The following is a 21,827-nucleotide window of genomic DNA, read 5'->3' on the forward strand; positions in this document are numbered from 1 at the left end:
GTGAAGGCTGAACGCTGCGGCTCCTTCCTGCGGAAGGCGCTGCGTGGATACCGAACGGAAAGAGGCCCCATGGACCGCCAGCAAGAGTTCGTTCTGCGGACAATCGAAGAGCGTGACGTGCGCTTCGTACGCTTGTGGTTCACCGACGTCGTTGGTTCCCTGAAGTCTGTTGCGCTGGCACCTGCCGAGGTTGAAGGTGCCTTCGAAGAAGGCCTCGGGTTTGACGGTTCGGCGATTGAGGGCCTGGCCCGTGTCTTCGAGTCTGACATGCTGCTGCAGCCGGATCCCTCCACGTTCCAGATCCTGCCCTGGCGCGGAGAGACGGAACAGACCTCCCGGATGTTCTGCGACATCCTGACTCCCGACGGTGAACCGTCCGCAGCCGATCCTCGCAACGTCCTCAAGCGCACCCTTGCCAAAGCAGCCGACATGGGCTTCACCTGCTACACGCATCCCGAGATCGAGTTCTATCTCCTCAAGTCCCAGGAACTGGGTGCCAACGGCGCCCCGGTACCCGTTGACGAGGGCGGGTACTTCGACCACGTTCCCGGCGGCGTTGCCCAGGACTTCCGCCGGACCGCCGTGACGATGCTCGAGTCCGTGGGAATTTCCGTGGAATTCAGCCATCACGAGGGCGGCCCGGGCCAAAACGAAATCGACCTCCGTTACGCCGATGCCCTGCAAACCGCGGACAACATCATGACGTTCCGCACCGTGATCAAGGAAGTTGCCCTGCAGCAGGGAACGTACGCGACCTTCATGCCCAAGCCCTTCACGGACCACCCGGGCTCGGGCATGCACACCCACTTCTCGCTCTTCGAGGGCGATACCAACGCGTTCTTCGAAGCGGGCACCGAGTTCCAGCTTTCCAAGACGGCCCGGCAATTCATTGCCGGCATCCTGAAGCACGCCCCGGAATTCACGGCAGTGACCAACCAGTTCGTGAACTCCTACAAGCGGCTCTGGGGCGGCGGCGAGGCGCCCAGCTACCTGAGCTGGGGCCACAACAACCGCTCTGCCCTGGTACGTGTTCCGTTGTACAAGCCGGGCAAGGGCCAGTCGGCGCGGATCGAATACCGCGGCATCGACTCCGCCACCAACCCGTACCTCGCCTACGCCGTGCTGCTTGGCGCGGGACTCAAGGGCATCGAGGAGGGCTACGATCTTCCCGCAGCCGCTGAGGACGATGTGTGGTCGTTGACGACGGCCGAACGCAAGGCCATGGGCCACGCTCCGTTGCCGGCCAGCCTGCATGACGCCATCCGCGCGATGGAGGAGTCCGAACTCGTGGCCCAGATCCTGGGCGAGCAGGTCTTCGAGCATTTCCTGCGGAACAAGCGTGCCGAGTGGCAGGACTACCGCCTCCAAGTCACTCCGTACGAGTTGCAGCGCAACCTCGGCATTCTCTAGGGAGGCGCTGTGAGCCTGGCGCGCCGGCTCATCTCGGCCGGCTTCAGTGACCTGGAAAAGGGCCAGCGGTTCCTTTCTGCCCCGGAGCTGGACGGCATCGAGCAGGAAGCACTGTTTGCCGGACTGTCGATGGCGGCGAGTCCGGATACTGCCCTGCAATCGTTGGTCCGCCTGATTGAGAAAAATCCCGGGCTCAAGGAGTTGGCGGCTGCGGATCCGGACACCAGCGAGCCGCTCTACCGGTTGCTGGGTGCCTCCGAAGCGCTTGGAGAATTCCTCCTGCGGCGGCCCGAGCACTTGGATGTCTTCCAAGGGAAAGTCAGCCCGGAACCCCTCCAGGCTTCCAGCGAGCAACTGCGCGCAACACTGCTGCGTTCGGTCAAGGCGGAGCCCGGAGCGCATCGCCCCGTTGCAGGGCTGACGGGAGTTCCGGCGTACACGGCGCTGCGCACGGCCTACCGCCGGGGATTGGCTGAGCTGGCTATCAAGGATCTGTGTGCCGCCTCGCCGCAGGACTTCATGCCCATGGCCGGGGCTGAACTGGCGGACCTCGCCGGGGCTGCCGTTGAGGCCGCTTTGGCCGTGTCCCGGGCAGAGGCGGCCGGCCAGTTCGACGCCGCGGAAGTAGCCGGCGTCGGGTTGTCAGTAATTGGCATGGGCAAGTGCGGCGCCCGGGAGCTCAACTACATTTCCGACGTCGACGTCATCTACGTGATCGAGTCGCAGGACCTTGACGACGCCCGCGCCTCGACCATCGGCACAGCGCTGGCATCAGGCATTTCCAGGGCGATTTCTTCTCCTGCTCCCGAGCCGGGCCTGTGGGAGGTGGATGCGAACCTCCGCCCGGAAGGCAAGTCCGGTCCACTCGTGCGGACCTTGGAGTCACATCTGAGCTACTACGCCCGCTGGGCAGAAAGCTGGGAATTCCAGGCGCTGTTGAAAGCGAGGACCATCGCGGGGGACACGGACCTGGGCCAGCGCTATGAAAAAGCAGTCGAACCGCTGGTGTGGGCTTCGGCCGGCCGGGACGGTTTCGTGGAGTCCGTGCAGGCCATGCGGCGCCGGGTGACCGAGCACATCCCGGCCGCCGAGGAACACCGCCAGATCAAGCTTGGGCGGGGCGGACTCCGGGACGTTGAGTTCACTGTCCAGCTTCTGCAGTTGGTCCACGGCAGGTCCGACGAGTCCTTGAGGTGCCGGGACACGACGTCGGCCATCGCGGCACTCTCTGCCGGCGGCTACATTGGCCGCGCCGACGCCGCAGCGTTCGATAGCGCCTACCGCTACCTGCGCGTGCTCGAGCACCGCATCCAGCTTTTCCAACTCAGGCGCACCCACTTGATGCCGGAAGCCGAGGACGCGCAGCGGTTCCTGGCCAAAGCCGTCCTCGGGCCGTTCTCGCATGGGCGGCCCCACCCCGACCAGTTGATCGCCGCATGGCAGAAGACCAAGCGCTCGGTCCGTGAACTTCATGAGCGCATCTTCTACCGGCCACTGCTCAACACCGCGGCGAAGCTCAGCACCGAGGACGCAAAACTTAGCCCGGAAGCAGCCGAGGGCAGACTCGCCGCGCTCGGGTATCTCGATCCCAAAGGTGCCATGCGGCACATCGAGGCGCTCACCGCCGGGGTCAGTCGGCGGGCAGCCCTGCAGCGCCAGCTGCTGCCCATCTTGTTGGGGTGGCTTGCCGACGGCGTGGATCCCGATGCCGGCCTGCTTGCGTTCCGCAGGGTCAGCGAAGCGTTGGGCACCACCCACTGGTATCTGGGACTCCTGCGGGATTCGCAGGCCGCCGCGGAGAGGCTGTGCCACGTCCTTGCCAATTCGCGCCTGATCTCGGATTTGCTGGAGGTGTCACCGGAATCCGTAGCGTGGTTGGGCAGCGACAAGGATCTGGCACCTGTGCCGTTCTCCGCGCAGTGGCAGGAGATCAAGTCCAAGTTGTCCCGCCACCCGGATGCGGGAAGTGCCATGCGGCTGATCCGCCTCATCCGGCGCAGGGAGATCCTTCGAACCGCCATTGCGGACAGTTCGGGATTGCTGGACCAGGACGCCGTCGGGCTGGCGCTGGCAGAGGCGGACCGTGCTGCGGTGCTGGGGGCCCTGCATGTAGCCGAAAACGCCATAGCGGAAGACGGCCCGTTGAAGACCGACGTTCTGGTGGTGGCCATGGGGCGGCAGGGGGGTCGCGAAATCGGCTACGGGTCGGACGCGGATGTCATCTACGTGCACCGGGCCCGCCCCGGATTCAGCGACGTCGAGGCACAGGAACAGGCGGCCGCCATCGTCGCAAGAATATCCAGCCTCCTGACGCAGCCGCTCAAGCCGGCAATCATGGCCGAGCGCGTTCTCCAAGTGGATGCCGACCTGCGTCCCGAGGGCAAGAACGGCGCCATGGTGCGCTCCTTGGACTCCTATGCCGAGTACTATCGCCGTTGGTCCTTGATCTGGGAGGCCCAGGCGTTGCTGCGCGCACGCCCCATGGCAGGCTCGGATGAGTTGGCTGCCGACTTCATGAGCTTGATCGATTCCATCCGGTACCCGGAGGAGTTATCGGACGCGGACGTGCGCGAAATCCGGCGTATCAAGGCCCGCGTGGAGTCAGAGCGCCTTCCCCGCGGCGCAGACCCGGCCCGGCACGTAAAGCTTGGCCGTGGCGGGTTGAGCGATGTGGAATGGCTGGTTCAGCTGCTCCAGTTGCAGCACGCCGGGAAGCATCCGGAACTGCGGACCACGTCCACGCTGGAAGCACTCGCCGCCGCTGAACAGCTGGGTTTCATTGACAAGAACGACGCCGGACTGTTGCGTCAGGCATGGCGGCTCGCCAGCCGGATCCGGTCGGCCAACGTCATTGTCACCGGACGCGCCTCCGACCTGCTGCCCTCCTCGCGGCGGGACCTTGAGGCCGTGGCCCGGTGGTGCGGTTACGAGCCCGGAGCGGCGGGCCGGTTCGAGGAGGACTACCTTCGCCTGAGCCGCAGGGCGCGCGGCGTTTTCGAGAAAAAGTTCTATGGCAACTAGCTCTGTATGGCTCATTCCCCTCAAACTCCTGGATGAGGACGCACGGGCCATCCAGTTGGCGGAAGTAGCGGGGCTGCGCATCCTCCCGGAGCAACAGGACTTCGTGGGGGATCCCCTGCGGATGATGCTCGTCGCCCTGGATGAGGGTTCACGGTTCCCCTATGTCATAGAGTCTGCCGGCAAAGCTGTTGGGGTCCTGACCCTCCAAGCCGGAGCGGCCACTCTTGCCGGGTGGGAAGATGACGATTCGGCCTGGCTGCTCAGGGGATTCCTCATAGACTCCCGGTGCCAGGGCAAGGGTCTTGGCCGCCAAGCGGCGGCAGCGGCCCTGCTGGAGGCGCGCAGGCTGACGCTGCGGCACCGTGGCGGGCAAACCGGCGTCGTACTTTCCGTCAACGAACGGAACCCGGCAGCGCAGGCGGCGTATGCCAGGGCCGGCTTTGTTGACTCCGGCCGCTACCTCGGGGGAGATGCCGGACCCCAGAGGATCATGCACGCAGATTTCCTGAACGAGGGCGGGACATAAACGACGCCGGAAGCAGCTGTTCGGCGGCTCCGTTTTGCCCTATGCTTCATCCCGTGACGGTCAGAAGAGACCCGGACGGAGCATGGTACTCCGACGCCCTGTGCTTCCGCTGCGCGCAGGCGGGGCCGCATTGGAAATCACGTCACGCCCTGGCCGGGGAGTATTCCTGCCGGCGTTGTTTTGCCACCTTTGCGGACGTGGAACCGGCGGGCAGCAAACGCACGGTCCTTGGACAGGGACTCGCAGTCCCGGAACCCGTGCAAGTCTTCGAAACCAAGTAGCGGCACCACCGATCCGCTGAAAAAACGAGTACACGCTACTCGTGCCACTGCTGGTGGCCGTTGGGCAGCATTAGGGCTATGACAGCCTACGTGATCGAATCATCAGCCCTGGTGCACCGCTGCCAATGCTGCGGCGAGGAAACGGACAAGGTGTTCTGCAGTGACTGTGCGGCCCCTGAAGAGCCGGGAAAGTCGCCAACCATCAAACACTGAAGTGCGGCAAATTCATAAGTCCCCTTATAGACTCATCGGGTAGATGTTCTCAAGGAAAGGGGAAGTACATGGATTACAACGCAAGCCCTTCAGAGCGGGCCGTGCGGGCGGGCGACCTCGATCGGCGCCACGTCGGTCAATCGGTGAGCTTCCAGCCGAATGACTTCACTGTGGTGTTCGGTACCATTGCCGGCATTGCCCGGACCGAGGCCTTGGTGTACTTGTCCCTGGCAGGGGTGTCCGGCGGCACCCATTTGAAGGATGAGTACGATCTGACGATCGATCACGAGGTCTACCTGCAACTGGATCCGCTGAGCAGCGCCGAGAAGGGCTTCGCCGAAGCTGCGAAAGCCGTCAAGGAGAAACTGGACGAGTTCGGCCGGAACATCCGTGACCGGGACCAGAAGGAATCCGAGTAGGTTCCGTCCGGATTCTTCCTGAAACAAGCACAAGGCCGCTCCCGGTGATCCGGGAGCGGCCTTTGTCATTGCGTAGAGACTAGACGCCGTAGTAGAGCTCGAACTCGTAGGGGTTCGGGCGCAGGGACAGCGGGCGGATCTCGTTCTCGTACTTGTACTCGATCCAGGTGTCGATCAGGTCCTGGGTGAAGACGCCGCCGGCCTGGAGGAACTCGTTGTCCTCACGGAGGGCTTCGAGTGCTTCTTCCAGGGAACCCGGAGCCTTGGGGATGTCCTTGGCTTCCTCGGCGGGGAGCTCGTAGAGGTCCTTGTCGATCGGAGCCGGGGGTTCGATTCGGTTGCGGATGCCGTCAATACCGGCCATCAGCTGGGCTGCGAACGCCAGGTACGGGTTGGAGGAGGGGTCCGGCGCGCGGAACTCGATGCGCTTGGCCTTCGGGTTGGAACCGGTGATCGGGATACGGATACCGGCGGAGCGGTTGCCCTGCGAGTAGACCATGTTGACCGGAGCTTCGAAGCCCTTGACCAGGCGGCGGTAGGAGTTGACGGTCGGGTTGGTGAAGGCAAGGACAGCCGAAGCGTGCTTCAGCAGGCCGCCGATGTACCAGCGGGCGGTGTCGGAGAGGCCTGCGTAGCCCTTCTCGTCGTAGAACAGCGGCTCGCCGTTGCTCCACAGGGACTGGTGGCAGTGCATGCCCGAACCGTTGTCACCGAAGACCGGCTTCGGCATGAAGGTTACCGACTTGCCCCAGGCATCAGCCGTGTTCTTGATGACGTACTTGAACTTCTGCAGGTCATCGGCAGCAGCAGTCAGCGTGGTGAACTTGTAGTTGATTTCAGCCTGGCCCGCCGAACCTACTTCGTGGTGCGAACGCTCAACTTCGAGGCCTGCCTTGTCCAGCTCAACGCACATGGCGTCACGGAGGTCAGCCTGCTTGTCGGTGGGGGAGACCGGGAAGTAGCCACCCTTGACGGGGGTCTTGTAACCGAGGTTGCCGCCCTCTTCCTTGCGGCCGGTGTTCCAGTGTGCTTCTTCGGAGTCGATCTTGTAGAAGCTGCCCTGCGGTGAGGACTCGTACTGGATGTTGTCGAAAACGAAGAACTCAGCCTCGGGTGCGAAGAACGCGGTGTCGGCGATGCCGGTGGAAGCCAGGTAGGCCTCAGCCTTTTCCGCCACGCCGCGGGGGTCGCGGTGGTAGGGGTCACCCGTACGGGGGTTGACGATGGAGAAGTTCAAAGCCAGGGTCTTCTCGATGCGGAACGTGTCAACGAAGGCCGAGGTCACGTCCGGGATGAGCTGCATGTCGGATTCGGCGATGCCCTGGAAGCCGCGGATGGAGGAACCGTCGAAGAGCTGACCGTTCACGAAGAAGTCGAGGTCGACGCTCTTGGCCGGCACGTTGAAGTGCTGCTGGACACCGGGGAGGTCGGTGAAGCGGATATCGACGAATTTGACGTCTTCTTCTTTGATGAACTTGAGGACTTCGTCCGCAGTCTTGAACATCTATGCTCCTTATGCATATCAAGTAACAGGCCGGGAAGGCCGCGTGGTGCAGCCCGGGCCGGGGATCTGGAGACGCAGAAACTCCCCTTGCCTCGGTGGCTGGCAACTCCTATCACCTTAGGGAGACGGGATTTCCCGGGAATGTCAGTATTGTTTCCGGGAGGTTACAGAATCATCTGTTGTGTAAACGGTAGTCGGCTTGCGGGTGTCAGGTCCACCAGGTCCGCTGGCTGAACACGGCCAACGGATTCCACAGCGCCGTGCAGGTGCAGGCCGGCACCCCGGCGACGTTCGAACAGTTAAGCTTATGGGGTGGTTGATCGCAAAGACATAGGCTCCTGGCTCAGTGGACCGGACACATCCGGCATCTCCAAATATCCCGGTGAACGATTGGGACTTCCTGAGTCCGGGCCAGGCTCCATCGCCCGGGCCGGTCGGCGCATCCTGGGCATCGTGATCGACTGGACCATAGCGTTGGTCATCAGTAACTTCGCGTTCGGTGGCAACCAATGGGCCACCCTGGCCGTTTTCGCGGCAGAGCAGATACTCCTCATCGGTACCCTCGGATACAGCATTGGCCACAGAGTGGCCGGAATCCATGTTGTACGCCTCGGCGGGAAACCGGCCGGCCCTTTGGCCGCACTGGTCCGCACCGTGCTGCTGTGCCTGGTTATTCCCGCGGTGGTCTTCGATCCGGACCAGCGAGGTCTCCATGACAAAGCCATGAATACCATCCTGATCCGGATGTAGCCAGGCACTGATCCGGATGTAGCCAAACCCTGATCCGGATGTAGCCAAACCCTGCCCAACAAAAAGCCGCCCCGGCGCTTCGCGTGATGTGATCACTCGGAGCCGGGGCGGCTTTTTAGTTTCGGATCTTTAGCGGCCGCGTGCAGCCTTGCGGTCCGGACGGGCCTTGTAGGGATCAATGCCCTTGGGGATCGGAAGGCGGTTGCCCAGGGAGTTGATTCGCTTGGACACGGCGTTCACTTCCACCTTGGTCAGTTCCTTCTTCATCTTGCCCATGGTCTTGGCAATCTGGTTCAGCGGCACCTGGCCTTCGCCGCGGCCGGACTCAATCACGTGGACGCTGACGTTGGGGAGAATGCGGGTCAGGCGCTTGCGCTCTCCGTCCACCAGGGTCTTGACGCGATGGCTGGGTCCCTCGCTGACCAAGACAACTCCGGGACGACCGATGGCCATGAAGACGGCGTCCTGGGTGCGCGGGTTCACGGCAACAGGCTGGTCCTGAGTGATCCACCCGCGGCGAAGCGTGCCCAATGCGGCACCCGAGGCGCCCGGCTGGTTCTCGATCTGGGCGAAGGCTGCGCGCTCAGCCCTACGGGAAAGGATGAAGACCGCGGCCAGCAGTCCCAGCGGAATGCCGATAATGAGGCCGGTGACCCAGTTTTCCAGAAGGAAGCCGATAAGGAAGGCAACGGCTACCACGGCAAGGAACGCCAACACCATGATCCATACAACCTGTGGATCATTGCGCCGGGTCATCTTGAAGACTTCGGCGATCTGCTTCAGCTGGCTGGGCTTTTTGGCCTTGGCTTCTTTGGGCTTGCGCTGGAACAGGCCACGCTTGGGAGCGTCGGCCGAAGGGGTCGAGTTGCTGGAGTCAGGGGATTTCGCCATAGTGCCTTAATTCTACGTGATGCATGCACCAGCACCGGAACCTCCGGCACCGGTAAGTGTTCTTACAGGCGCCGGAGGCTCCGATGGTTTGGTTCGTCTTCTGTTTTGGGTGCTGTGTTTGGTTAGCCGCGGGCTGGTTTAGCCGTGGGCGGCGAGGATGGTGGAGGCTTCCTGGCGGGTGGTGCCGGAGGATTCGATGTGGGAAAGGGCTTCGGGGATGGCCCAGCCTTTCTTCCGCATCGCGGTTGCCCAGAGGCGCCCGGCGCGGTAGGAGGAGCGCACCAGGGGCCCGGACATGACGCCGAGGAAGCCGATCTCTTCGGCCTCGTGCTGGAGGTCCACGAATTCCTGGGGCTTGACCCACCGGTCCACGGGCAGGTGCCGCTCGGAGGGGCGCAGGTACTGGGTGATCGTGATCAGGTCACACCCGGCATCGTGCAGGTCCCGGAGGGCTTCGGAGATTTCCTCGCGGGTCTCGCCCATGCCCAGGATCAGGTTGGACTTGGTCACCATGCCCAGATCCCGGCCTTGGGTGATCACGTCCAGGGAACGCTCGTACCGGAACGCCGGACGGATCCGCTTGAAAATCCGGGGCACGGTCTCGACGTTGTGCGCGAACACCTCGGGCTTGGACTCACAGATCGCGGCGATGTGTTCGGGTTTGCCGGAGAAGTCCGGGATCAGCAGTTCCACCCCGGTGCCGGGGTTCAGTTCGTGGATCTTCCGGACCGTTTCGGCGTACAGCCACACGCCCTCGTCCTCGAGGTCATCACGGGCCACGCCGGTCACGGTCGCGTAGCGCAGCTGCATCGCCTGCACACTCCTGGCCACCTTCGTGGGTTCGAAGCGGTCCAGCGGGGAGGGTTTGCCGGTATCGATCTGGCAGAAATCACAGCGCCGCGTGCATTCGGACCCGCCGATCAGGAACGTCGCTTCCTTATCTTCCCAGCACTCGAAAATGTTCGGGCACCCGGCCTCCTCACACACCGTGTGCAGGCCTTCCTTCTTCACCAGGTTCTTCAACCCAACAAACTCAGGGCCCATCTGGACCTTCGCCTTGATCCACTCAGGCTTACGCTCAACCGGGACCGCCGCGTTACGCTGCTCAACGCGCAGCAACTTACGGCCTTCAGGTGCCAGGGTCACTGGAGTGCTCCTTCTGGTGTTGCAACAAGTGCTTCTTCATGCTTGCGGAACTCTTCCACAAACCTGTCAACGATGTCCGCCGGATTGATGGTCCGGCCGGTTTCCAGCGACATGGTGGTGACGCTGGCGTCCGTGATTCCGCAAGCGATGATCTGTGCGTACGGGGTGAGATCGTTGCTGCAGTTGATGGCAACACCGTGCATGGTGACGCCATCCAGGACGCGGATGCCGATCGCTGCGATCTTCCGGTCCGGTCCTTTGTCATCCGCTAGGACCCAGACGCCGGCCCGGCCCTTGATCCGAACGGCCTTGATCCCGTAATCCTCCATGACCGCGATCATGATGGCTTCCAGGCGCTCAACGTAGTCGCGGATGCCTGCGCGGTTCTTGAGTTTGAGGATGGGGTAGGCGATGAGCTGTCCCGGTCCGTGCCAGGTCAGTTTGCCGCCCCGGTCCACTGGAACCACCGGGGTACCGTCGAAGGGGCGCTCATGGTCTTCGGTGAGTTTGCCGGCCGTGTAGACGGCTGCGTGCTCCAGAAGCAGGACGGTACTGGGTTTCTCGCCCGCAACAACTTTGTTGTGGATTTCGCGCTGCAGGTCCCAGCCCTGCATGTAGTCAACGAAATCAGGGGCAAGACCCAGCTGTGAGAACTCAAGAGTCATGACTTCAAGCTTAGACCCCGTGGAACGGTGCCCATGGTTTTGTGGTGAACCTCTCAGTCGCATCCGTGCGGCGTCGGGCGGATCGGGCGATGGCCTTGGAGCCTGTGGATAACTTCTGCAGGAAAACCCGGCGTGGGGTAGACCTTTGACATGGGTTCTCCGGATAAATCTCCTTCATCTCCGCCTGCCATTCCCGGCTATCGGGTCCACCGTTTCCTGGGTCGAGGTGCATCCTCCACAGTCTGGTTGGCTGAAAAGGACCACGGCCCGGGGCACGGGGCCGGCTCAAGGTTCGCCATCAAGTGCATCGCCGTCCCGGAGAAGGATGCCGGGAACGTACCCATGGTGGACGGCGCGTCCCGGGAGGTGGCAGTGATGTCATCGCTCCGGCACGGGCACTTGCTGAGGGTGCACGACGTCGTGCAGTTCAGTGGCTACGGTTCCGACGGCGTGGGACTCGTCCTTGACTACGCCGCCGGAGGCTCACTGGCCGCCCTCGTCGCGATACGCGGCAGCCTCGGCATCGGCGAGGCGGTGACCGTCCTGGTTCCGCTGGCGCATGCACTGTCCTATCTGCACGGTGAGGGCACTGTGCACGGTGATATCTCGCCCGGTAACGTCCTCTTCACCTCCCACGGCAAGCCCTTGCTGGCAGATCTGGGAACGGCAAGCCTTCTGGGAGAAGTCCAGGATTCCCACCCGGCGGGGACCGAAGGCTTCGCGGACAGTTTTTCCACTGGCCGGGCGGGCAGGAGGATCCTCCAACCTGCCCGCGATGTGTACTCATTGGCTGCGTTGGGTTGGTTTTGCCTCACCGGCCACGCTCCTGAGCCTGGCCCCGAACGGCCCCCGTTGCCGTTGTTGGTTCCGGGGGTTCCTTCCGGCCTTGCCGCGGCCCTCGAGGCCGGGCTCGATCCCGATCCGAAGGCCCGCCCCACTGCCAAAGAGTTCGGTACGGCCGTGCACCGAAGCGCGGCCGCGCATCCGGTGGATCTTGCCGGGGCGGTCCACCCGTCCGTCATTCCAGAGCTGTTGACCCGCCGGCGGGACGCGGATACACGACGACGGCGGCTCCCGTGGCGCCGCAAGCGGGCCACGCCATTGGTTTGGGAAAGTGATGTAATCTCCTCCGGGACCCTGCGTGCCGCTGGCCGCCGGTCCTCCGGCAAAGGCGTTCGGGGAGGCATCATAAAGGCCGGAACGATCGGCGTAGCCGGTCTGGCGCTCCTTGCGGCCGGGGCCTACTTGTGGCCCAACGGATCCCCCTCGCAGCAGACCCCTGATGCCACCGCTGTTTCGACGGGGGAGCGGTCCGCTGTTCCAGTCGCCGGGACCACACCATTCAGCCATGACCTCCCGGCCGACCTCGCCCAAGCTCTCAAGGCGACCGAACCCGAGGCCGCCCTCCCGGCCCTGTCACGAGTGCGGGACCTTGCATTGCGCGAAGGACGCCCGGAGCTGCTGGCCCTGGTCAATGGTCCCGGCTCGCCGGCTGAGGCTGCAGATAAGGACTTATCCGGGCACCTCGCCTCGCAAGGCATCCGGCTGGGCGGCTTGTCCACCGAGGTGGCCAACGTTTCCCTGCGAAGCAAGGATGGAAACAGCGCCGAAGTGGAACTGACAGCAACCACCTCCGACTACGAAGAGAGGGACGCAGCGGGCCGGGTCATGCACCGGCAGCCGGCAGGCAAACCCCAGGACCTGCGGCTCGTCTTGAAACGGACGGAAGGGGCATGGCGCATCGTCGAAATCCTGGCTTCGGACCAGTGAGGGCTTCCGGCCGGTGAGTGGGTCGGGCTTTGAGGCTGTTGGACTTACCGGCCAGGCCGGCTCGTCAGCCAAGCCACTGCCTGACGCAGTTCGGGATGCTGCCACGTAAAGCCCGCCCCGGCCAGCTTGCCTGGATACATCGCTTGGTCTGCCATAACCAGCTCATCGGCAAGTCCGCCCAGGACAAGCCTGAGGGCCGGCCGGGGTACCCGCAGGAATGCCGGCCGGTGGAAGCCCTCGGCCAGCCGGGCAACGATTGTGTTGACGTCCGCGAGGCCCGGAGCGCAGAGGTTCACGGCGCCCTCAAGCTGCGAATCCACAAGGAACGCCAGCGCCGAGGCCTCGTCGGCCAGGGTGATCCACGGCCAGTACTGCCGGCCGTTGCCGAAGGGGCCGCCCAAGCCAACTTTGAGGAGTGGAAGCAACGGACCCAGCGCCCCGCCTTGGGTGCTCAGCACGACGCCGGTCCGGGGAGTCACCACCCTGACACCGTCGGGAGCCGTCCTGGCCGCTTCCTCCCACTGCACGCACAATGGCGCCAACACTCCGACTTCGCCGGGGGCTGAGTCCTCATGAAGGACTTCCCGGCGGGACGCTCCGTAATACCCCGACGCCGACTGGCTGACGAAGGCGCGTGGCGGGGAACCGAGCCTGCCCATTGCCGCCGTCAGGGTCCGGGTAGGTTGGAGCCTGGATTCGTGCAGGACCCGGATCCTGTTCTTCGTCCAGGGACGGTCACCGATCCCCGCGCCGGAAAGGTTCACTACGGCGTCGGCACCGTCCAAGACCGCTTCGTCCAGGACACCTGCGGACGGATCCCAGGACCACTCCTTGTTGTTGGCCGCAGGCCTGCGCACCAACCGGATCACCTCATCCCCACGGGACTCCAGCAGCTTGGACAACGCGGTGCCAATCATTCCGGAAGCTCCGGACATCACGATTCTCATGACCCATCTCATCACGGGCCGGTGCATGCTGGAAACGCCGCTGAACAGCGGCGACGGTGTTTCACCTTCTGACTATGATCGAACAATGACCTCTTCCAGTTACCTCCGCTTTCCGCATGTGCACGGCGACCTTGTCACGTTCGTGGCCGAAGACGACATCTGGATTGCTCCCGTCACGGGCGGCCGCGCCTGGCGGGTTTCCTCCCAGCAGTTGCCGGCACGGAATCCCAGGTTCACCCCGGACGGCAAGCGGCTCGTGTGGACAACGGTGGTGGGAACGGCGCCGGAAGTGGTGACTGCCGATATCAACGGTGCCGGATACAAACAGTTGAGCTACTTCGGGCACAGCACTACCAAAGCCAAGGGGTTCAACCCATCGGGCCACATCGTGGTGACCAGCGCCTTCCAGAAGGCCGAAAGCCGGCACACCCACGCCTATAGCCTGCCGCTGGAAGGCGGCGCCGCCGTCGAACTTCCTTTCGGACCTGTGGAGGGTGTCGCATTCGGCCCGGAGGTTGGGGATGAGCGGCCGGTTGTCCTGGCGAGCGTCCTGTCCCGGGAACCTGCGTGGTGGAAGCGGTACCGGGGTGGTACGGCAGGGAAGTTGTGGATCGATGCTGACGGCAACGGTGAGTACGAGCGGTTGGTCCCGGAGCTCGACGGCAACCTTACCGACCCCCTGTGGATCAAGGACCGCATTGCCTTCCTCTCCGACCATGAGGGATACGGCAACCTGTATTCGGTCCGCCCGGACGGTTCCGATCTGCGCCGGCATACCGACCACGAGGACTTCTACGTCCGGCACGCAAGCACGGACGGTACAAGGGTGGTGTTTGAATCCGCGGGGGAGCTGTGGATCCTTCCGTCACTGGATTCCGAGGCTGTAGCCACCAAACTGGAGATCACGCTCGGGTCCGCTTCAGCGGCTCGTCGCCCGGCCCCCTTGAAGGTGTCGGGCCACCTCGGTGACGTGGTTCCCAACATCAACGGAACCGCCAGCGCCGTTGAAACCCACGGCACGATCCACTGGTTGCGCCATAAGGACGGCCCGTCCCGCGTGGTCGAAGCGACGCCCGGCGTGCGTGCGCGCCTCCCGCGTCCCCTGACGGACGGCAGGATTGCCTACGTAGCCGATCACGACGGCGTCGAAGCCCTCTACATCAAACGTATTGCCGCGCGCTTGGCCCCTCCCGCAAAGCCTGCGACGGCACAGGCTGTGACGGGCCAGTCCGCCGCGGAGCCGTCGCCGGAAGAAGCCAGCGAAGCGCCGGACGGAGTCCTCCCGAAGCCGGTGGCCGTATCCCGCGTTGTGGGTCGACCCGAATCAGCGGCGGGAGCCCCGCAGGAACCCAAGGCCGGAGACCCCGCGTCGGCAAGCGCGGGAACAGCGCAAGCGGACACCGGAGCTCCGTCACCGGACACGGCGGCTGCGGCGGCGGAGCCCACTGCTGCCCCCGAAGCGAAGCACCACGGCGAAGTCAGGGTGGAACTTCCGGCGCCTGCCAGGGTCAGCGCGCTGGAAGCAAGCCCCGATGGCCGCTGGTTGGCCATCGGAACTGCGTTCGGTGACGTGTTTGTGGCGGACGCGGCGTCCGGAGCCTTGTCCCGGCTGGTCAGCATCGGTGAAGGCAGCGTCGAACAGTTGGCCTGGTCGGCGGATTCGCAGTGGCTCGCCTGGTCCGAGCCGGTGACGTCGTTCGGGACCCGCAGCAAGCTGAGGATCGCCAAGCCCAGCGGGGATGCAACCGACATCATCGACGTCACTGACGGACGGTTCTGCGACGAATCGCCGCATTTCACTCCGGACGGCAAATTCCTTGCGTTCCTTTCCAACCGGAGCTTCGACCCCGTTTATGACGGACACTCCTTTGACCTGTCCTTCCCAAGCCCCATCAAGCCGTACCTCGTAGCGCTGGCTGCGGATACGCCGTCGCCGTTCGGGCCCTCCATCGACACCCTTGAAGACGATCCCGCCGACGCCGGGAAGAACGACGACGTCGACGCTCCCGTCGTGCGGGTGGATGCGGAGGGACTCGCCCACCGCGTCATTGCCGTGCCTGTGCCGCAAGGGAATTACTCCGCGTTGACGGCGGGCGAGGGATCCCTCCTCTGGCTGGACACGGAGTTGTCCGGCGTCACGGGAGAGGGCAAAGGAACGCTGCAGGACAAGAAGCCCGCTCCGGCACTGATCCGCTACGACCTTGCAAAGCGCCAGGAGACCACCTTGGTCAAGGCCGCCGACCGATACCGGCTCAGCGGCGACAGGCAACGGATCGTCTACGTGCTGGACCAGCAGGTGACGTCAGTTCCGGCTGATAAGAAAGTCGACGAAGAGTCCGGCGACCTGGTGAAGGTTGAACTCAACAGGATCCGCGTCATCCTGGACCCCGTCGCGGCGTGGGGCCAGGCCTTCGACGAGGCCTGGCGCCTCCAGCGGGACTTCTTCTGGGCACCGGACATGGCAGGCCAGGATTGGGAGTCCGTGCATCGGCGCTATCGCCCGATCGTGGAGCGGCTCGGTTCGCATGATGACCTGGTGGATCTTCTCTGGGAGATCCACGGGGAGTTGGGGACCTCGCACGCTTACGTCAAGCCGGCTGCTGTCAGTGAGCCGGGCCGGAACGGCCAGGGCCGGCTGGGAGCCGAGTTCCAGCTGGGAGAACACGGTTGGGAGATCACCGCCATCCTGGCCGGCGAATCCTCCGATCCCCTCGCCACCTCACCCCTGACACGTCCGGGAGCGGACGCGAAGGTGGGCGACGTGCTTCTGGCGATTGACGGCGTCGGGCTTTCTGCCGCCGTGACCCCGGCGATGCAGTTGGTCGGTGCGGCAGGCCGCACGGTGGAGCTGACCCTGGTGAATGGCCCGGGCCATGGCATCGCAGCAGGGGTCCAGCGGCGGGTTGCCGTGGTGCCCGTACGGGACGAGGAACGGCTGCGGTACCAGGACTGGGTGCGCGGCAACCGCCGCACTGTCCGCGAGGCGTCCGGAGGTAAGTTCGGCTATCTGCACGTTCCGGACATGATGGCCAACGGATGGGCGCAGCTGCACCGTGACTTGGATACCGAAACCGCCCTGGACGGGTTGATTGTTGACGTTCGGCGGAACCGTGGCGGCCATACCTCGCAGTTGGTGGCCGAGCTGATCGGCCGGAAAGTCACAGGCTGGAGCATGCCCCGGGGCGAAAAACCGCGGACCTATCCGCATCATGCACCCCGGGGGCCGGTGGTCATCCTGGCCGATGAGTTTGCCGGTTCCGACGGCGACATCATCACCCAGGTTTCGAAGCTGCGTGGCATCGGTCCCGTGATCGGCACCAGGACCTGGGGAGGGGTGGTCGGCATTGACAACCGCTTTGCCTTGGCTGACGGGACGGGCGTTACGCAGCCCCGGTACGCCACATGGTTCGGCGGAGGCATCGGCTGGGACGTGGAAAACCGCGGCGTGGAACCGGACATCGAGGTACTGTTCCCTCCGCACGCGTACGCAGCGGGCATTGATCCGCAGCTGGAGTACGGCATCGGCGCGCTCAAGGAAATGATCCAGGAGTTGCCTACGGACCGGCCTCCGCTCCGGGAGGGCTACAGGAGCGTCCGGCCAGGCGCGTTGCCGGCCCGCCCCCAGGCCCGCTAGGAATACGGGAAAGGCCCTGCACTTCTTCAAGTGCAGGGCCTTTCCCGTATTACCGGATGGTTTGTTCCGGAAAGGATTGTCCTCAAGCGGACAGTCCGTGGGGGAAACTTGCCGGCTTAGGCGGTGAGGGTGGCATCCAGGGTGATGTCGATGCTCGAGAGCGCGCCGGACACGGGGCAGCCGGTCTTGGCTTCCTCCGAGATACGGCGGAACTCTTCTTCGGAGATGCCGGGGATACGGGCGCTCATGGTCAGGTGGCTGCCCGTGATGCCGGTACCCGGAACGAAGGTCACGTCCGCTTTGGTCTGGACTTCTTCCGGAGTGTAACCGGCTCCGGCCAAGGCGTGGCTGAATGCCATGGAGAAGCACGCAGAGTGGGCCGCTGCAATAAGTTCTTCGGGGCTGGTCTTGCCGCCGGCCTGTTCGGTGCGGGCCTTCCAGGTGACGTCGAACGTGCCGAGTCCCGAGCTGTCCAGCGTGGTGTTGCCGGAGCCCTCCATCAGGTTGCCGTTCCAGACGGTGTGTGCGGTGCGTACTGCTGCCATATCCACTCCTTGGGTAGTTGTGAGCCGGCACCCGCCTTCGCGGGTTGCCACCGTGTCCAATCCTATGGATTCGGGGGAGGACGTGCACGGACATTCCGCTGTCAGTGGATTGTGACCCCCGGCCAGCAGGCCGCCGGACAAAATACAGCCGCCCTGCCATGGGCAGGACGGCTGTTGACCGGTGTCGGTGCTTGGCGCGACTGGGACGTGCAGTAGATGGTTCCGCAGTAGGTGGTTCCGGAACCCTTAGTTCCAGAGGGTGGCTAGAGCGATGTTGACCAGCGCCAGCCCGCCGACTCCGTGAGCCAGGCCGGTGGAGACAGGCTCGCCCTTCTTGACCTTGCGGGAGCCGATGACTGCCAGGACTGCCACCACAATCGCTATGGCGAACTTGATACCGAGCTTGACGTAGTTCGGGTCCTTGTCATCCATGAAAGGAATAAGGCCCATCATGGCGATGCCGGTGAGGAGCTGAAGGAACGCACCGTCCCGCTGGCGGGGATGCACAGTGGGCGTCTTCATGGTGGCGATCCAGTAGCCCACGATCATGGCGGCGCCGACGATGTGCAGGAACACCAGAATGCTGTACAGGATACTCATGAGCCAAGCTTAGCCAGTTTCTTCTACATCACGTAGCAGAAACGTGCTTGTCCAGGGGGCGTGGCGACCGGAACACGGAAGAGGGGCAGGTTTTCCGGGCCTACCCGGAGAACCTGCCCCTCTTTTTATCTATGGTGTGCTGTGACCGGGCTTAGAGGCCCAGGTCCGCTTCGAACGCACCTTCCTCAAGGCGGGCCTTGAGGGTCTGGAGGAAGCGGCCGGCGTCGGCGCCGTCCACCAGGCGGTGATCGTAGGTCAGCGACAGGTACATCATGGAGCGGATGGCGATCGAATCGTCGCCGTTCTCGTCAGCTACCACTACAGCGCGCTTGACGATCGCACCCGTTCCCAGGATGCCGACCTGCGGCTGGTTGATGATCGGAGTGTCGAACAGCGCGCCGACGGAACCGATGTTGGTGATGCTGAACGTGCCGCCTGACAGTTCATCCGGACCGATCTTGCCATCACGGGTGCGGCCTGCGACGTCGGCGATCTTGCTGGCAAGACCGGCGAGGTTCAGGTTGCCCGCGTCTGCGATGACAGGAACAAGGAGGCCCTTGTCGGTGTCCACGGCAATCGCGAGGTGCTCGGCGTTGTGGTAGGTGATTTCCTGCTTGGACTCGTCGTAGGCAGCGTTGAGTTTGGGGTGCTGCTTCAGGGCTTCGGCAACAGCCTTGGCGATGAACGGCAGGAACGTGAGCTTGACGCCGTTCTGGGCCTGGAAGTTGTTCTTGGCCTTGAGGCGAAGCTTGGCGATCTTGGTCATGTCCACTTCGTGCACCTGCGTCAGCTGCGTGGAGACCTCAAGCGACTCGCGCATGCGGCGGGCGATGACCTGACGGATGCGGGGTGCCTTCTCGGTGGTACCGCGCAGGGACGAAGCAACAACCGGAGCAGCAGCCTTGGGGGCGGCAGCAGGAGCAGCGGCCGGTGCCGGTGCTGCAGCAGCCTGCTTTGCTTCGGCAGCTGCGAGCACATCCTGCTTGCGGATGCGGCCGCCGACGCCGGTGCCGGAGACGGAGGCGATGTCTACGCCGTGCTGGTTTGCGAGCTTGCGCACCAACGGGGTGACGTAGCCGGACTCGGAGGAACTGCCGGACTCGGACTGGGCTGCTGCAGGGGCAGAAGCAGCGGGTGCAGCTTCCTGGGCCGGAGCAGCCGGGGCAGCCGGTGCCTCCGGGGCCGGGGACTCTGCGGGAGCCGGAGCTTCCTCGGCAGCAGGAGCGGCGGGAGCCTCGGTTGCGGCAGGCGTTTCCGCAGCGGGTGCCGGAGCCGCAGCAGGTGCGGCTGCGCCTGAACCGATGACGGCCAGGACCGATCCGACCTCAGCTGTTTCGTCCTCGCTGACGCGGATTTCCTGCAAAGTTCCAGCTACGGGGGAAGGAATCTCGGTATCGACCTTGTCGGTGGAGACCTCCAGCAGGGGCTCATCAACTTCAACGGTGTCGCCAATGGCCTTCAGCCAGCGGGTAACGGTGCCTTCAGTGACGCTCTCGCCGAGGGCCGGGAGGGTGACCTCGTGGCCTTCGCCGCCGGCAGCGGGAGCTTCCTGGGCCGGCTGCTCAGCCGGTGCTTCAGCGGCGGGAGCTTCCTGGGCCGGCTGCTCAGCCGGTGCTTCAGCGGCGGGAGCTTCCTGGGCCGGCTGCTCAGCCGGTGCTTCAGCAGCGGGAGCTTCCTGGGCAGGTGCCTCCCCGGTCGAGCCCGAACCGGAGCCATCGCCGATGCGGACCAAGGGGGCGCCGACTTCCGCGGTCTCGTCTTCAGCGACGAGGATTTCTTCGATAACGCCAGCGACCGGAGAAGGGATTTCGGTGTCTACTTTGTCGGTGGAAACCTCGAGCAACGGCTCGTCGATCTCTACCCGGTCACCAACCTGCTTGAGCCAGCGGGTGACGGTTCCTTCGGTGACACTCTCACCGAGGGCGGGCAAGTTAACGGATTCAGACATGTCGTCCCCGTTCTCCTTATTGATCTTTTGTGCGGATGAGTTCTGCTGGTCCGGAACGGGCGTGAGCGGCCAATGATGCCGCAGACGCCCGTTCCGTTTGTCTTGGTGGGGACTTAGCCGTGGAGCGGCTTGCCCGCGAGGGCAAGGTGGGCTTCGCCCAGGGCTTCGTTCTGCGTGGGGTGGGCGTGGACCAGCTGGGCCACGTCTTCCGGGTAGGCTTCCCAGTTCACAATGAGCTGGGCCTCTCCGATTTGTTCACCCATACGGGAACCGATCATGTGGACGCCCACAACGGGGCCGTCCTTCTGGCGGACGAGCTTGACGATGCCGCCGGTGCCCAGGATGGAGCTCTTGCCGTTACCGGCAAGGTTGTATTCCTGGGTCTGGACCTGGTCTTCGCCGAACTTTTCCTTGGCTGCCTTCTCCGTGTAGCCAACGGTGGCAATCTCGGGCTCGCAGTAGGTGACCTTGGGGATGTTGATGTCTTCGACGATTGCGGGGTTCAAACCGGCGATCTCTTCGGCGACGAAGATGCCCTGCTGGTAGCCGCGGTGGGCGAGCTGCACGCCCGGGACGATGTCACCGACGGCGTAGATGTTGCCCACGCCGGTGTGGAGGCGCTCGTTGGTGATGACGAACCCACGGTCGATGGTGAGGCCGGCTTCCTCGTAGCCGAGGTTTGCTGTGACAGGGCCACGGCCGACGGCTACCAGGAGGAGGTCGGCTTCGAAGGTCTTGCCGTCAACCAAGGTGACCTTGACGCCGTTTTCGTCCTGCTCGACGCCCTGGAAGAAGATGCCGGTGCTGAACTTGATGCCGCGCTTCTTGAAAGCGCGCTCGAGGTTCTTCACGATCGTGGCGTCCTCGTTCGGCACGAGGGAGGGGAGGCCTTCGACGATGGTGACGTCCACGCCGAACGACTTCCAGACGGATGCGAACTCGACACCGATAACGCCGCCGCCGAGCACGATGGCGCTCTTGGGGATGTAGTCCATGGTGAGGGCCTGGTCCGAGGTGATGACCTTGCCGCCGATTTCCAGGCCGGGCAGTGAACGCGAGTAGGAGCCGGTGGCCAGCACGATGTTCTTGCCCTTGTAGGCGGTACCGTTCACCACGACGGTGTCGGTGCCCTGGAGCTTGCCTTCGCCTTCGATGACCGTGATGCCCTTGGACTTGATGAGTCCCTGGAGGCCCTTGAACTTACCGGCGATGATGCCGTCCTTGTAGGCGTTGACGGCCGGCATGTCGATGCCGTCAAGCGTCACGTTCACGCCGTACTTGGCGGAATCACGTGCATGGTCTGCCAGTTCGGCAGAGTGCAGGAGGGCCTTGGTGGGGATACAACCGTTGTGCAGGCAGGTTCCGCCGAGCTTTGCCTTTTCCACAAGGCCAACGGTGAACCCAAGCTGTACGGCCCGCAGGGCCGTGGCGTAGCCGCCGCTGCCGCCACCGAGTACCAGGATGTCGAATTCTTGCGCAGTTGCCTGATCGGCCACTAAAACGCTCCCTCGCGTGAATGATGACACGGGTGTGCGTGCCATCTGGTCTTTGGAACTT

16 protein-coding genes are annotated in these 21,827 nt (G+C 64.0%); 7 read left to right on the top strand and 9 right to left on the bottom strand.

Features of this window, described 5'->3' with window-relative positions; translation table 11 throughout:
- Positions 1 to 69 precede the first annotated feature (69 nt).
- From glnA (QN084_RS19830) to QN084_RS19845, 4 genes are all read left to right on the top strand, one after another.
- Positions 70 to 1,410, top strand: a complete 1,341-nt coding sequence (glnA, locus tag QN084_RS19830; protein ID WP_021473345.1) for a type I glutamate--ammonia ligase — start codon at positions 70 to 72, stop codon at positions 1,408 to 1,410.
- A gap of 9 nt (positions 1,411 to 1,419) precedes the next feature.
- Positions 1,420 to 4,431 (top strand): bifunctional [glutamine synthetase] adenylyltransferase/[glutamine synthetase]-adenylyl-L-tyrosine phosphorylase, encoded by a 3,012-nt coding sequence (locus QN084_RS19835; RefSeq protein ID WP_069695356.1) that lies wholly within the window; start codon positions 1,420 to 1,422, stop codon positions 4,429 to 4,431.
- Positions 4,421 to 4,957: a GNAT family N-acetyltransferase gene (locus tag QN084_RS19840; protein WP_069695357.1), complete on the top strand. Its 537-nt coding sequence runs from the start codon at positions 4,421 to 4,423 to the stop codon at positions 4,955 to 4,957. The genes QN084_RS19835 and QN084_RS19840 overlap by 11 nt, the downstream gene beginning before the upstream one ends.
- Positions 4,958 to 5,519: 562 nt before the next feature.
- Entirely contained in the window at positions 5,520 to 5,870 is a 351-nt protein-coding gene (locus QN084_RS19845) for a hypothetical protein (RefSeq protein ID WP_069695358.1), read from the top strand.
- Positions 5,871 to 5,949: 79 nt separating this feature from the next.
- Here the strand turns inward: QN084_RS19845 and glnA (QN084_RS19850) are convergent, their stop codons facing one another.
- Positions 5,950 to 7,374, bottom strand: coding sequence for a type I glutamate--ammonia ligase (glnA, locus tag QN084_RS19850; protein WP_021473341.1), 1,425 nt, complete (start codon positions 7,372 to 7,374; stop codon positions 5,950 to 5,952).
- A gap of 312 nt (positions 7,375 to 7,686) precedes the next feature.
- On the opposite strand from glnA (QN084_RS19850), the gene QN084_RS19855 reads away from it, so the two are divergent.
- The gene (locus QN084_RS19855) at positions 7,687 to 8,124 is read left to right on the top strand and encodes an RDD family protein (protein ID WP_021473340.1); all 438 of its coding nucleotides are present in this window, start codon (positions 7,687 to 7,689) and stop codon (positions 8,122 to 8,124) included.
- Between the two features lie 129 nt (positions 8,125 to 8,253).
- On the opposite strand, the gene QN084_RS19860 is transcribed toward QN084_RS19855, so the two are convergent.
- The 3 genes from QN084_RS19860 to lipB all read right to left on the bottom strand — a co-directional run bounded on the left by QN084_RS19860 (position 8,254) and on the right by lipB (position 10,826).
- Complete coding sequence (locus QN084_RS19860; protein WP_021473339.1) at positions 8,254 to 9,015, bottom strand: DUF4191 domain-containing protein; 762 nt, start codon at positions 9,013 to 9,015, stop codon at positions 8,254 to 8,256.
- Between the two features lie 138 nt (positions 9,016 to 9,153).
- On the bottom strand, positions 9,154 to 10,161 hold the full coding sequence (lipA, locus tag QN084_RS19865; protein WP_182264059.1) for a lipoyl synthase: 1,008 nt from the start codon (positions 10,159 to 10,161) through the stop codon (positions 9,154 to 9,156).
- On the bottom strand, positions 10,158 to 10,826 hold the full coding sequence (gene lipB, locus QN084_RS19870; RefSeq protein ID WP_062096152.1) for a lipoyl(octanoyl) transferase LipB: 669 nt from the start codon (positions 10,824 to 10,826) through the stop codon (positions 10,158 to 10,160). The genes lipA and lipB overlap by 4 nt, the downstream gene beginning before the upstream one ends.
- 246 nt (positions 10,827 to 11,072) lie before the next feature.
- On the opposite strand from lipB, the gene QN084_RS19875 reads away from it, so the two are divergent.
- Entirely contained in the window at positions 11,073 to 12,596 is a 1,524-nt protein-coding gene (locus QN084_RS19875; protein WP_264398824.1) for a serine/threonine protein kinase, read from the top strand.
- A gap of 44 nt (positions 12,597 to 12,640) precedes the next feature.
- Here QN084_RS19875 and QN084_RS19880 read toward each other — a convergent pair whose 3' ends face one another.
- A complete protein-coding gene (locus tag QN084_RS19880; protein ID WP_069695724.1) occupies positions 12,641 to 13,543 on the bottom strand; it encodes a TIGR01777 family oxidoreductase in 903 nt (300 codons plus the stop codon).
- Positions 13,544 to 13,628: 85 nt separating this feature from the next.
- On the opposite strand from QN084_RS19880, the gene QN084_RS19885 reads away from it, so the two are divergent.
- On the top strand, positions 13,629 to 17,177 hold the full coding sequence (locus QN084_RS19885; protein ID WP_069695728.1) for a S41 family peptidase: 3,549 nt from the start codon (positions 13,629 to 13,631) through the stop codon (positions 17,175 to 17,177).
- A gap of 116 nt (positions 17,178 to 17,293) precedes the next feature.
- On the opposite strand, the gene QN084_RS19890 is transcribed toward QN084_RS19885, so the two are convergent.
- The 4 genes from QN084_RS19890 to lpdA all read right to left on the bottom strand — a co-directional run bounded on the left by QN084_RS19890 (position 17,294) and on the right by lpdA (position 21,766).
- Positions 17,294 to 17,722 carry an OsmC family protein gene (locus tag QN084_RS19890; RefSeq protein ID WP_021473134.1) on the bottom strand — a complete coding sequence of 143 codons (429 nt, stop codon included), beginning with the start codon at positions 17,720 to 17,722 and terminating at the stop codon, positions 17,294 to 17,296.
- A gap of 246 nt (positions 17,723 to 17,968) precedes the next feature.
- On the bottom strand, positions 17,969 to 18,322 hold the full coding sequence (locus tag QN084_RS19895) for a hypothetical protein (protein ID WP_021473133.1): 354 nt from the start codon (positions 18,320 to 18,322) through the stop codon (positions 17,969 to 17,971).
- Between the two features lie 151 nt (positions 18,323 to 18,473).
- On the bottom strand, positions 18,474 to 20,270 hold the full coding sequence (sucB, locus tag QN084_RS19900; RefSeq protein ID WP_069695723.1) for a 2-oxoglutarate dehydrogenase, E2 component, dihydrolipoamide succinyltransferase: 1,797 nt from the start codon (positions 20,268 to 20,270) through the stop codon (positions 18,474 to 18,476).
- A gap of 113 nt (positions 20,271 to 20,383) precedes the next feature.
- Entirely contained in the window at positions 20,384 to 21,766 is a 1,383-nt protein-coding gene (lpdA, locus tag QN084_RS19905) for a dihydrolipoyl dehydrogenase (RefSeq protein WP_021473131.1), read from the bottom strand.
- Positions 21,767 to 21,827 lie beyond the last annotated feature (61 nt).

It is taken from the genome of Paenarthrobacter sp. R1 (assembly GCF_030264015.1).
GTDB lineage: Bacteria > Actinomycetota > Actinomycetes > Actinomycetales > Micrococcaceae > Arthrobacter > Arthrobacter ureafaciens.